This window comes from Clostridium sp. YIM B02555, from assembly GCF_022320955.1.
In the GTDB taxonomy this organism is placed as follows: domain Bacteria; phylum Bacillota; class Clostridia; order Clostridiales; family Clostridiaceae; genus Clostridium; species Clostridium saccharoperbutylacetonicum.
This window is the reverse complement of the sequence record NZ_JAKJJY010000001.1, coordinates 267,276-281,479: the sequence shown is the minus strand read 5'-3', so window position 1 is coordinate 281,479 and position 14,204 is coordinate 267,276. Positions and strand designations below refer to the sequence as shown.

The window sequence follows — 14,204 nt, the reverse complement described above, 5'->3', positions numbered from 1 at the left end:
GGAACATGCAGAAATGGGTGCAACCTTCCACTTAGAACCTATCCAGCGAAAATTTCACTAGTCCGCTGTAATAAATATGTGTTTAATTTCGGTAAGTTCCGCATATGTCTGATTCTCGCTTTTGGTATCTTTATTATTCTACTGATGCTGGTTTTATATTCCAAATTTCATCTGAATATTGTTTTATAGTCCTATCACTTGAGAATACTCCAGAACTATAAAGATTTGCAAAACATTTCTTCGCCCATTTCTTTTTATCCTTATAATCTTCAAATACCTTTTCCTGTGCTTCCTTAAATAGTTCAAAATCAGCAAGTAAATAGTATTGGTCTCTTTCCTCTATTAATGCATTGTATAAATCTTCAAAATATCCAGTTCCGCCATCATCTAAAGTACCATTAATTAATGTATCCACAACTCTCTTTATGCTTTCATTTTGGTGATAATATTCTTTAGGATCATAGTCATGCTTAATCTTTTCAATATCCTCAACTTTAAGACCAAAAATATAATTATTTTCTTCTCCACTAGCCTCAACAATTTCTATATTGGCTCCATCATAAGTTCCAAATGTAGGTGTTGCATTTAACATAAACTTCATATTTCCAGTTCCAGAAGCCTCTTTCCCTGCAGTAGAAATTTGTTTAGATAAATCAGAACCTGGGAAAAGTTTTTGCGCATAGGAAACTCTATAATTATGTACAAATACAACTTTAATTTTCTTAGATGCTTGTTCATCTCTATCAATTAGTCTTGCTATTTCATTGATAAATTTAACAATTCCTTTAGCTCGTCTATACCCTGGAAATGCCTTAGCACCAAATATGAATGTAGTTTTAGGAATATCTAAATCTGGATTTTCCTTAATTCTGTAATATAAATCTAAAATGTATAAAGCATTTAATAATTGTCTCTTATATTCATGCAATCTCTTAATTTGAATATCAAAGAATGAATCAGGATCAATAATAATTCCCTCTTCCTGCTTAATGAATTCAGCTAACTGAACTTTCTTTTCACGTTTTATTTCCATTAATGTTTTCAATACTTGATCATCGTCACTATATTCTTCTAGATTCTTAAGTAAAGATAAATCTTTAACCCAATCCTCATTGCCTAATAAATCAGTGATAAATTCTGATAACTCTGAATTACAAAGTCTAAGCCATCTTCTTGGTGTGATACCATTTGTTTTATTTTGAAATTTGTTTGGATATAAATTATACCAGTTGTTTAATTCTACCTTCTTCAATATTTCAGTATGAAGAGCAGCAACACCATTTACAGCTCTACTCACATAAATAGCTAAATTAGCCATTCTAATTTGATTATTAGCAACAATTCTAAAGTTCCAAATTTCTCCTTCATCATAGCCCTTTTGTCTTAATTCATTCATTAATGCATCGTCAATTTCATATGCAATTTGTAGAAGCCTTGGGAATAATCTTTCTATTAATCTAATGTCCCATTTTTCTAAAGCCTCTGCAAGTATAGTATGATTTGTGTACCCAAAAAATTCTTTTACTATTGCTAAAGCGCTTACGAATTCAACATTTTCTTCATCTACCAATATTCTCATAAATTCAAGAATAGATATTGTTGGATGTGTATCATTTAATTGTGCAACATTATTTTTTGCAAATTCTGAGAAATCACTTCCAAATTTTGTTTTATGCTTTTTAATTATATCTTTCATTGATGCACTTGAGAAAAAGTATTGTTGTCTAAGCCTTAATATTTTTCCTGCTTCTGCTGTATCATTAGGATATAACACTCTTGAAATATCTTCTGCTTTATTTCTAGCTGATACTGCCTCAATATATTGTTGATTATTAAATAAATTAAAATCAAACTCCCTTAATGCTTCACATTGCCATAATCTCAATGTATTAATATTTTTAGTCTTATACCCAATTATAGGTACATCATAAGGAACAGCCTTTACTGTCATATCAGAAAATTTAATTATTTGAATTTCATCGTCTTTTCTGATACTCCAGGCTTCTCCAAATTTTAACCAAGTATCTTCACATTCAGTTTGAAATCCATTTTCTATATTTTGCTTAAATAATCCATTGCTATATCTTATACCATAACCAACTAAAGGCATATTTAATGTTGCTGCTGACTCTACAAAACATGCAGCAAGTCTACCAAGACCACCATTTCCAAGTCCAGCATCTTCTTCAATTTCTTCTATTCTATTTAAATCTATTTTTAACTCTGCTAATACTTCCTTAACTTCATCATATAAACCTAAATTAATCAAATTGTTTCCTAGTGCTCTTCCCATTAGATATTCTGCTGATAAATAATAAGCCATCCTACCTCTATTATAAGTATCACTAGTTTCATTCCAATCATCAACAATCTCTTCTAATATCGTTAATGACAATGCATTAAAAATCTCATAATCTTTTGCATCTTTAAGTTTTACTCCATGTTTTACTTTTAAATATCTTTCTATACCTTCTACAATTCTTTTCTTCTCCAATACTATTCACACCTTCCATAAAGTTTAGTCATTCTACGTATTTTTTTTGCTAATTCATCACTAAGTGTGCCTTCTTCCATTCTCCACACCCAATTATTTCCTATAGTAGAAGGCAAATTAATCCTCGTTTCATTACCAAGATTTAAAAAATCCTGCATAAGTGCAATCGAAGTATCTGCAACACTGCTCCATACACCTCTAATAAATCCCCAGTTGTACCCCTCCTCTTCAGTTAATTTTAAATATTTAATTGCATTTTGCACTTCTTTCTTACTTCCTGTTGTTTCAACCCATCCTCGTACAGTATCATTATCGTGAGTTCCTGTATAGGCTACACAATTTTTCTCATAGTTATGTGGTAAATATAAATTCTTGCTACCACCAGAAAAAGCAAAAGCTAAAACTTTCATTCCTGGAAAGCCAGTCTTATCTTTAAATTTTCTAGTTGCTTTTGTTAATATTCCTAAATCTTCTGCTATTATATTCACATCTCCAAGTTCACTTTTTATTGCATCAAACAACTTCATCTCAGGTCCCTTTACCCATTCTCCATTTTGAGCTGTTTCTGAACCATAAGGTATAGACCAATAAGCCTCAAAACCTCTAAAATGATCTATTCTAATTACATCATATAGCTTTAGGCTATGTTTAATCCTGCTTATCCACCACCTATACTCAGTCTCTTCGAGATAATCCCAATTATAAATGGGATTCCCCCAAAGCTGCCCTGTTTCTGAAAATGCATCTGGAGGACATCCCGCAACCTTCTTTGGAATCAAGGTCTCTTCTTCCAATTGAAATAACTTAGGATTACTCCATAAATCAGCACTATCTTCTGCTACATATATTGGTATATCACCTATAATTTTAATTCCCAATTTATTAACATATTTTTTCAATTCATCCCATTGATTAAAAAATTCATACTGTATAAATTTCCAAAAAGCAATTTCATCTGCAAGCAACTGTTTATAATTTTCCAAAGTCTTATCAACTCTTAACCTAATATCATTCTCCCAAGTTTGAAAACTCTTCAAATCAAATTCAGTTTTCAAAGCCATAAAAAAAGAATAATCCTCTAACCAAAAAGCTTCTGCTTCTTGAAAATGATTAAAATTCTGATCATCATACTTTTTAAAATTTTTATATGCTAATCTTAATACTTTCATTTTTTCTATAAATATTGTTTCATAAGAAATATTATTTTGATTATTTCCAAATTTCCGCTTATTATAATCACTTTTCCTTAACAACTTTTTACTAGCTAATACATCAAAATCAATAAAATATGGATTTCCAGCAAATGCTGAAAATGATTGATACGGTGAATCACCATAACTTGTTTGACCAATCGGAAGTATCTGCCAATAACTTTGTCCTGCTTTCTTTAAAAAATCTGCAAACTCATAAGCTTCCTTTCCAAATGTCCCAATCCCGTATTTTCCTGGTAATGATGCAATATGCATTATTATTCCACTACCTCTTTTCATTTTCATTCCTCCCACCCTTAATACCCAATAATAAAATTTCTAGTAAATCTGTATTACTTATTTATTGAATCAATGCAAAAAAGAAAAGCCCAAATACTATAACTATATTTTCAAAGTATCTGGATATATTTTTCATAATTATGGTAATATTTTACTATTATTATTTAAACTTATAATATTATATTCGTATCATGTTTAAATAAACTAATTTATTTTGTCTGAATTTAATAATATTTTAACAAATTCAGAATATTTATACAATATTTTTTCCATATTTTATTATTTTCGTGTTTTAATCACTTACCTATTCTTAATTTCTCATACGACAAAAAAACCTTTTCAATAAAATTTTTAATATTTTATTGAAAAGGACTTATTCTAACTTATATTTTATTTCTTTGTTTCCAAATAAAAAATGCCATTTTAAATAAAACTGCATCATTAAATTTTCTTATGTCATAACCAGTATACTTTTCTATTTTGTCCAATCTGTAAATTAAAGTATTTCTGTGAACATATAAACCTTTTGATGCTTCACTCAAGTTCAAATCTAGTTTTAAGAAAACTTCTATAGTCTTAATCATATCGTCGTCTAATTTAGAAAAGCTTTTGTCAAAGTCACTTAATATCTTTTCTTTTGTTTCTTGATTTAACTTATCCATAATTTCTTCAAACAAAAGGCTATTAGGACTAAATACCATTGTTGTTAAATTATATTTTCTCGCTAAATTAATTTTATTAACATTTTCATTATATAAATTAAGTATAGTTTCATATTCTTCAATAGGGGAATAACTTAGATAACATTTTTCATAAAGGGAAACGTATATTGTTTCACTTATACTAGAAATATGTTCATTTATATCCTCAAAAGCTCCTATTAAAACTATAGTATCTTCATAATTTAAAATAATAACATCTATGTCATTATATATATTTTTTAGCACATCCAAAGCTTCGATTAATTTATCCTGTAAATTAATCGTAATTAAATATGTATCATCTTTTATTTCAGGCATAATTTCTTTTATCTTATCTCTAGATACGCTTAATTTTTGCAACAATTGATTAAGAATTTTTTCTCTCTTATTTGTATCCTCTTTATATTTATCTCTAACACAAAACTCTAATAACTTTATGGAATTTTTATAACTTTGTTCTACTACTATTACAAAATTCTTTAATCCTATTGAAAATCTGTTTTCCAGTAATTCTCCTTTAAGATTATTGGGATGAGATTTAAATACAATTTCATCATCTGCATAAACTTCAAAAGGTATTTCACAGTTTTCATATATTTCTTGTAGATATTTTTCTAATCCCTTCACACATTTTCACCTCTATTTTTAATTATTAATGCATAATGCACAATTCACATATTTCAATTATCCATTGTGAATTGTGCATTTTTAATTAATTTAGCTAGACTATAAAAATCGAACTAAAAAATTATTTTTAATTACACTTTATATTAACATATTCTCAATTCTGTTTCTTTGTCAAATACATGAATATTTTCATGTTCTACAAATAATTTAATTTTGTCTTTAGGTTCACATTCAGTACTTCCATCAACTCTTGCTGTCATATTATTATTTCCTGATTTAAAGTAAATATAACTTTCAGCTCCCATACGTTCAACAACTTCTACATCTCCAGTCAATGTTGCTGCAGGATTGCTTTCAATTAACTCTTTACTATCATCTAAATGTTCTGGTCTAATACCAAATACTACTTCCTTATTAGCATAACCTTTTTCTTTTAATATTGCTGCCTTTTCTTGAGGTAATAATATATTATTTTCTTCAAATTTGCAATATAATTTTCCGTCATTTTCTGCAACTGTACCAGTAACTAAATTCATTTGAGGGCTTCCAATAAATCCTGCAACAAATAAATTAGTTGGTGTATTGTAGATGTTAAGTGGTGTATCTACTTGTTGAATTATACCATCTTTCATTACTACAATTCTAGTACCCATTGTTAATGCTTCAACTTGGTCATGAGTTACGTAAATAAATGTTGTTCCTAAACTTTGGTAAAGTTTTGAAATTTCTGTTCTCATTTGAACTCTTAATTTTGCATCAAGATTTGATAAAGGCTCGTCCATTAAGAATACCTTTGGTTCTCTGACAATAGCACGTCCTAATGCAACTCTTTGTCTTTGACCTCCTGATAAAGCCTTTGGTTTTCTTTCTAATAAATGTTCAATATCTAATCTCTTTGCTGCTTCTCTAACTTTTTTATCTATTTCATCTTTTGGAGCTTTTCTTAATTTTAAAGCAAAAGCCATGTTATCATAAACTGTCATATGTGGATATAACGCATAGTTTTGGAATACCATCGCTATATCTCTTTCTTTAGGTTCTACATCATTAACAAGTTTTCCGCCAATATATAATTCACCTTTTGATATTTCTTCAAGTCCTGCAATCATTCTTAAAGTTGTTGACTTACCACAACCTGATGGTCCAACAAAAACTATAAATTCTTTATCTGCAATTTCTAGGTTAAAATCTTTTACTGCAGTTACATCTCCTTCATAAATTTTATAAATATGTCTTAATGATAAATCTGCCATACTTACTTCCTCCCTTTATATATATAACTTTAATTTATATTTCATTAATCTTTGCTACAAAATTATTTTACTACATGCAATCATTTATATACTATACTGAGAATTTACAAAACTCTATTATCTTTTTTGTGAAATAATATAAAAAGCAGTATATCTAAGACATCTAGATATATCATCGAATTAAATATAGCTTGTATTAGGTTAAAATGAAGTTCAAAACTACGTCTTAACCTCACTTATCCTAAAGCATACTTTCAAACATTTTTACTACATCTAATAGTCCATATCCCCACTGTGGATTTGGATAAACCTCCCCACCTCTCTCATCAACCCCTCTCTGAATGTATGTCTTTATAGTTTGAGAGTATATATTAGGATCATTCCCCTCAACAATCCCCCATTGAAACAGCATAGCACATGCTCCAGCAAGCACCGCAGCAGATACACTTGTACCATTAACAACGGCAGTAGTATTATTTGGTGCTACTGTAAGTGCATTAACTCCACCAGCTGCAACATCTATTCTATCAACATAATCTTCTAAAAATGCCATTCCAGAATATTCTACAACCGTGTTATTATTCTGGTTATATGCTGCTGCAGTAAGTATGTAGGTTGATGTTGCTGGATTCATAATTGTTCCATAAGGATCAGAAGGAATAAATGCAGTTCCTCCAATACTTAAACCTGTTGGAGGCATCCATAAATTAAATTTTCCATCTAAAATTGATTCCCCCGTTAATCTAAATTTCCAAATCCCTTCTTTTATATTTCGAAATCTAATAGTAAAAGATTGATCTCCTGTCATTTCTTCTGGAAAATATGAGTTTATTAGTATAGTTGTATTTTCAAACAAAAAGGAATAGGTATTTACACCATTAATCAAAACTCTAATTTTCCCAGTATTTTCTCCAGAGGGTGATACTAGTTCCAAAGACATTATATTAGGCGAATCAACCCAAATTTGAATCAAACTATTTTTTTGCTCTGGTGATATATACATTTGTATTATTCTAGAATCATTCACTTGTGGTATTACTCCAGAAGCATGACAAGCACTTGCTCCTTGATTTCCCGAGCCTGTAACAAAAGCAACTCCACTCTTTGATGATACAGAATCTATATACTGCTCTAAAATTCCATTTCCCTTATGACTTCCTAAGTTACTTCCAAGAGGAAAATATATCACAATTGGTTTATTGGTAGTTAATGAATATCTATATAAAAATTCTATTGCTGGAAAAATAGAAAACAAATCATATGTAGGAACCATTAAATTAAATCGTTTCATTATTGTTATATATTCTATTAATTTTATGACTACAAAATCACAATCTGGAACCATGCCTTTTAAATTTGGATTTTTTCCTCGTGCCCCAATTATCCCAGCCATGTTTGTCCCGTGACCAACTTCATCTTTACTAGGGACAATTTCATAAGGAGATTGTCCATTTCTAGATGCAGCTATTGCTTGTTGTATTTGATCTTTATTATAAACTGTTCCAAATGGGACAATGCTCTGTTCATTTTTTTGAATTGGTTCTATTGTTTGATCCCAAATATATTCAATTTTTGTTTCTCCATTTTCTTTTATAAATTCTTCTTCTAAATAATCAATACCTGTATCTATTATTGCTACAGTTACTCCCCTTCCTGTCAATCTTAAAGGCAATTCTAATTGCAAAAATTCTGCTTGTGATGCTTGAACTGGTGAACTTTCTTGGAGTGTAAATAAATCGATAGGTGCAACATATACTATTGTTGTAAATATCTGACCTTCAATGTTTAATTGAACTTCCTTGTTTGTCGATACTATAGCATATTTTCCATTAATTATTGTTACATAATATCCTGGCACTTTAGTAACTTCTTCAATTATATTTCCTTCATATTCAACAACATAATGATAATAATTTGGATCAGAAAATAAATTTTGTGGTGCTCTAAAATTATTCTTCACTTAACTTCCCCCATATCTTTCCTCAGGAATCCTTATAAATAGATCATTGATATAATATTCTTTAAATTGATAATCTTTACTTACCTCATTGTTTAAATAATTACAATTTTCTGTATTGCCTTTACTCCTCCTATAGGTTCCAGCAATAGTATTAAAAGTTCCTAACAAATCAAAATCTCCATAACCAATTTCTCTGCTTGGATATTTTATAGATATATTTCTGTTGGCACCATACATTAAATAACTTCTCACTTTTTTTGTATATATAGTTCTATCATTTCCATCAATAATGCCCCATTGCAATAAAAGTGCACAGGCTCCAGTAACTACTGCTGAGGCTGCCGAGCTTCCTGAAAATGTAGTTGTCCCGCCTAAAACTTTTGTTGTTATTATATTTACCCCTATTGTTGCAATATCTGGATTAATTAAATTATTCGTATTAAAACCTTTCCCTGAAGCTGCAATTAAAGCATTGTTATTTCCATAATAAGCTACCGTAATTACATTAACTGCTTCCGATGGCATTGTTAATGTAGTATATGGATCAGATTCTAAAAATATTGTATTTTCGGGTAATGTACCTTTAGGAGAAAGCCATATATCATATCTTCCATTAGTTATATAGTTTCCTATTAAACTAAATCTCCATATTCCTGGTTTTATATTAGAAAATTCAATAAAAATCACTTCATGTCCAGTGAAATGTTCAGGATTATAATATCTGACTATCATATCTGTATCTAGAAATACAAATTTTACTGGTGCTATTTTATTAACTTTTGCTTGAATTATTGCTGAAGCTTCTCCAGTTGGTGATATTACATTTATTGATGCAATATTAGGCCTTCTTACCCATATATACATAGAAAAATATTTCATTTCCTTTGATACTCTTAAATCCACTACTTTGGTATCTCCAACATTTTTAATATAGCCAGATGCATGTCCTTGGGAATCACCTTCATTTCCAACTCCAGCCACAAAACATAATCCTCTACTGCTACCTATAGATGTAACGTATCTAGAAATTAAATTAGTACCATCATGACTTCCTTCTGAACTTCCGACTCCAAGATAAATTACCATAGGTTGTTTACGTTCCATTGCAAATCTTCTTAAATACTCTATTCCACCTACAATTTCAGAAGCATTGTATACGGGAATACTTTGCAGTCCATTCTCTGTCAACTGTCTTTTAAAATTGGCAGATTCAACAAGTTTCACTATTACAAAATCACAGTCTTGTGCTATTCCTTGGAAGCCTTTATTATATCCTCTTGCTCCTATAATTCCAGCTGCTTTAGTCCCATGACCAACTTCATCTCTAGAAGGTACAATTGCATATGGATCATTATTATTTCTGCGTGCAATAATCGCATTATTTATTTGTTCATTTGAATATGTCTGTCCAATATATACTGTCTTATCAGAGCTATTTGAAATGCTTTGATCCCATATGCTTATTACCCTTGATGTATCATCTTCTCTTATAAACTCCTCATTTAAATAGTCTATACCAGTATCCACTATTCCAACCAATACACCTCTTCCAGTTAAATTTAAATATGGATTAATTTTAATATTATTTATGTTATCTACAGATATTGGCGAAATATCTTGTAATACATACATAATTCTAAAATCAAAAAAAACAATTTCTGGCACTTCCTTTAAGAGTCTATCAAAATCTTTAGCTTTTACTGATACTACTCCTATTGTGTCTGTAATTGTATCCCCACAAGCATAAGTTATTTTATCTATTCTTTCTTTAAAATTTCCTTTATATTCTATTAAGTAATTTGCTGTATTGGGATCGTAATAAAACTTACATTCACGTGAAGTAGACATATTTATCTCCTAATATTAATTAGCTTCAATACTATTTATATTTTCATATTAATTATTTAATGATTGAAATTCTGATATAATAAAAAAATCGCAGGCGACTGTGGGAGCCGTAGATTTTTAATATTAAGTTCCGTATTGTGCTTCGCACTCTTTTTATAGGTGCGCATCTGCCTTTTCGAACGCATGTGAGAAAAATGTGCACCTTAGAAAGAGCAGCTATGCTGCATATGAGAACATTTTATGCAGGCGAATATGATTTGTTTTTTATTCTTTTCTTATACACAACTCAGTTAAATAGTCTTTTTTATATATTATCATCATATTTTACTGCATTATAAATTCCTAAAAGAATAAAAAAATCATATTGAATCACAAAACTCTTTAAGTTTCTTGTAATTCAATATGATATATAACTATCTTTTTAATGTTTATTTCTTCGTGATTCCAATCCTCCAAAGTTCAGGACCTTGCTCTAAATAATTCCACTCAAATTTATTTGGAAACATTACATTAAAATGATCATAAAGTGGACGTGGGTCATGATCATTTACCAATTCCATTGTCTCACCAATATTTATATTTTCAAAAGTTTTTAAAATAGTAGTTCTTTTATCTTTTGGTTCGTATATTCTAACATCTACAGTTGCTGCAAAATTAGACATCTGAATTCCTCCTTATTATTTTTCAACTAATTCTAAAATGAATCCTAACTACAAGCGTAATTAGGATTCTTTATTATAAATAATACTTTAGTTATTAATAGGGTGCATTTTTAATTAATATTATTCTCTTATGCTTCCATGAACATTTTCATGTCATCTTCTACATTAGTGATTCCACCAATTCCAAAGTTATCAACTAATACTTTAGCTACATTTGCTGAAAGGAAGGCTGGAAGTGTTGGCCCTAAGTGAATGTTCTTAACTCCTAAGTGTAATAATGATAATAATACTATTACAGCTTTTTGTTCATACCAAGCTATGTTGTATGATATAGGTAATTCATTAACACTCTTTAATCCAAATACTTCTTGAAGCTTAAGTGCTATAACAACTAATGAATATGAATCATTACATTGTCCTGCATCTAATACTCTTGGAATTCCCCCAATATCACCTAAGTTTAATTTATTATATTTATATTTTGCACAACCTGCTGTTAATATAACTGTATCCATTGGTAACTTTTGTGCAAATTCTGTGTAGTAATCTCTTGATTTTGCTCTTCCATCGCAACCTGCCATTACAAAGAATCTCTTTATAGCACCAGTTTTAACAGCATCTACAACTTTATCAGCTAAAGCTAATACTTGATTGTGAGCAAATCCACCAACTATTTGTCCTTTTTCAATCTCTGTAGGTGCCTTGCACTTCTTAGCCATTTCTATAACTTTAGAGAAATCTTTTGTTCCATCTGCTTTAGCTTCTATATGAGCACATCCTGGCATTCCTGTAGCACCTGTTGTAAATAATCTATTCTTGTAAGAATCCTTTGGTATAACTATACAATTTGTAGTCATAACAATTGGTCCATTGAATTTTTCAAATTCTTCTTTTTGTTTCCACCATGCATTTCCATAGTTTCCTGCAAAATGTTCGTACTTCTTAAATTTTGGATAATATTGTCCTGCAAGCATTTCACCATGAGTATAAACATCTACCCCTGTTCCTTTTGTTTGCTCAAGTAACATTTCTAAATCTTTTAAATCATGTCCTGAAATTAATATTCCTGGGTTAGTTCTAACACCAATATCAACAGTTGTTATTTCAGGATGTCCATAAGTTTCAGTATTAGCTTTATCAAGTAATGCCATACCATCTACACCAAACTTACCAGCTTCTAAAGCTAACGCTACTAAATCATCAACAGTTAAAGTATCATCTATTGTAGCTGCTAAGGCTTTTGCCATAAATGCATGAACTTCATCATTATCATATTTTAAATTCATTGCATGCTTCATATAAGCAGATAATCCCTTTAATCCGTAAGTGATAAGTTCTCTTAAGCTTCGTATATCTTCATTTTCTGTTGCAAGCACACCAACTTTTTCAGCTTTTGCATCAAATTCTATGGTATTATCAGCTGTCCAAGCTGCTGCTTCTGGCATAATCATTTCAGTAGTCTGCATTCCAAACATCTTCTTGAAGAAACCACCAGTTAATTTTACTTCTCCAACTTTTCCACCAGAACTAATTACTTTAGCTTTTAAAACTTCTCTTATATTTAAAGTTTCTTTTACTCTGTCTAAAATAGAATCTCTATCAAAATTAGCATTTGTAATTGTTGTAAATAAATTTTCTACTATAAATTTATCAACTTTACTATCTTTAACTCCAACTTTTCTTCCTTCATTGCTTACAATAGCTAATCCTTTAGTTACATATATTAATAAATCTTGAGCTTTTGCTACATTTTCATCTTTACCGCAAACCCCTACCTTAGTACAGCCCTTACATCCAGCTGTTTCTTGACATTGATAACAAAACATTGACATTTAATAATTCCACCTTTCAATTTTAAATATATATTCTAACTTATTTTAATTTTATTAATCAGCTCTTTGCTATGCTTTTATATTACTAAAACACTATGATTTATTCTGTAACAATGGTTACAAAGAAAAAAATAAAGACGGTATTTTTCACCGTCTTATAGCCAAAAGCCATTTTATAATTAAATTATTTTAATTTTTTCCCTACTGCAGCAAGATATATAACAAACTCTTCATCGCCATCAAGCTCTAAAAGTTCATCTATCATTTTTTGATCATATATACCTATAGCACAAGTTCCAGCACCAACAGATTCACTTGCTAGATAAAGATTTTGACATACATGTCCTATATCTATTAGAATTTTTTTATGAGCCGTAATATCAAATTTCCACTCAGAACGATATGGTGTTGTGCTCCATGCAAATATAACTGCTGCTTTTTTAGCAAAATTAGGCACAAAAGGTTGGTCAAGAGTGATTGCATCTATTTTAGAATCTATTCCTTCTGATTCAAATATAAATAAAAGTCTGTGCTCTATTGGATCATATCTATATACTCCTTTTTTTATTCCTTCTACATTCATAATGAATAAATATGTTTCAAAAGAATGTGTAGCACCGCTACATGGAACTGTTCTTAAAATAAGTCCTACTTTATTTGTACCAGTAATTCCTTGAGTTGCCCATAATAAATATGATAATTCTTCAATACTCATAGCTTCATCAGAATAAAATCTCGTACTTCTTCTTTCAGCAATACATTTGTAGATATTTGGATTTTTTAAAACCTCCTTATTTACTTGTGGTAAAGCAACAACTTCACACAATTTATCATATGGCTTTGTAGCATCTGGCTGTGGTATTCCTTTCATTTTATCTGTTTTTATGTTCTTAAATTCATTAAAGTTAGATTTTAAAAATTTTCTCTGCTCTTCATACCTTCCCATATTACTTTCCCTCCCTATTTCCAAAATTAAAATATTATTCTATAAAAAATAGCTATAACAACATATGCTATAGCTATTTTCTTTATAAATTATTTATTTAGTGCAACTAATAAGTCTTCTAAATTTAATCCATGCACTTGTGAAGCATCTTCAATTGTTTCTGCTTGAGAAGAAGGGCATCCAACACATCCCATTCCAAAACTCATTAAGATTTGAGCTGCATCTTCCTTTATTCTTAAAATTTCTCCAATTGTTAAGTCTTTAGTTATCATTATTAATCCTCTCCTTTACTTAATTGTAGTTATAAATTTACTTTATCTTATGCTTATATTTACGTTAATTAATTTAAATATTATATGTTTATGTTCTATAGCCTTATTATATTGATTTT

General features: G+C 29.7%; 10 protein-coding genes. All 10 read right to left on the bottom strand.

The window, feature by feature from the left end:
* Window positions 1-133: 133 nt before the first annotated feature.
* Window positions 134-2,494 (bottom strand): glycogen/starch/alpha-glucan phosphorylase, encoded by a 2,361-nt coding sequence (locus L3B98_RS01205; protein ID WP_238915233.1) that lies wholly within the window; start codon window positions 2,492-2,494, stop codon window positions 134-136.
* A gap of 2 nt (window positions 2,495-2,496) precedes the next feature.
* Complete coding sequence (gene malQ / locus L3B98_RS01200) at window positions 2,497-3,984, bottom strand: 4-alpha-glucanotransferase (RefSeq protein WP_238915232.1); 1,488 nt, start codon at window positions 3,982-3,984, stop codon at window positions 2,497-2,499.
* Window positions 3,985-4,367: 383 nt separating this feature from the next.
* The gene (locus tag L3B98_RS01195) at window positions 4,368-5,312 is read right to left on the bottom strand and encodes a helix-turn-helix domain-containing protein (protein ID WP_015391080.1); all 945 of its coding nucleotides are present in this window, start codon (window positions 5,310-5,312) and stop codon (window positions 4,368-4,370) included.
* 143 nt (window positions 5,313-5,455) lie between these two features.
* A complete protein-coding gene (gene ugpC, locus L3B98_RS01190; protein WP_015391079.1) occupies window positions 5,456-6,565 on the bottom strand; it encodes a sn-glycerol-3-phosphate ABC transporter ATP-binding protein UgpC in 1,110 nt (369 codons plus the stop codon).
* Window positions 6,566-6,806: 241 nt separating this feature from the next.
* Window positions 6,807-8,525: a S8 family peptidase gene (locus L3B98_RS01185; protein ID WP_015391078.1), complete on the bottom strand. Its 1,719-nt coding sequence runs from the start codon at window positions 8,523-8,525 to the stop codon at window positions 6,807-6,809.
* Entirely contained in the window at window positions 8,526-10,373 is a 1,848-nt protein-coding gene (locus tag L3B98_RS01180) for a S8 family peptidase (RefSeq protein WP_238915230.1), read from the bottom strand. It lies immediately after the preceding gene.
* Between the two features lie 428 nt (window positions 10,374-10,801).
* Window positions 10,802-11,035, bottom strand: a complete 234-nt coding sequence (locus L3B98_RS01175; protein ID WP_077360837.1) for a DUF2249 domain-containing protein — start codon at window positions 11,033-11,035, stop codon at window positions 10,802-10,804.
* Window positions 11,036-11,163: 128 nt separating this feature from the next.
* Window positions 11,164-12,867: a hydroxylamine reductase gene (gene hcp / locus L3B98_RS01170; RefSeq protein WP_077360834.1), complete on the bottom strand. Its 1,704-nt coding sequence runs from the start codon at window positions 12,865-12,867 to the stop codon at window positions 11,164-11,166.
* A gap of 184 nt (window positions 12,868-13,051) precedes the next feature.
* The gene (locus L3B98_RS01165; RefSeq protein WP_238915228.1) at window positions 13,052-13,813 is read right to left on the bottom strand and encodes a SagB/ThcOx family dehydrogenase; all 762 of its coding nucleotides are present in this window, start codon (window positions 13,811-13,813) and stop codon (window positions 13,052-13,054) included.
* Window positions 13,814-13,902: 89 nt separating this feature from the next.
* Window positions 13,903-14,085: a DUF1858 domain-containing protein gene (locus L3B98_RS01160; protein WP_015391073.1), complete on the bottom strand. Its 183-nt coding sequence runs from the start codon at window positions 14,083-14,085 to the stop codon at window positions 13,903-13,905.
* Window positions 14,086-14,204 lie beyond the last annotated feature (119 nt).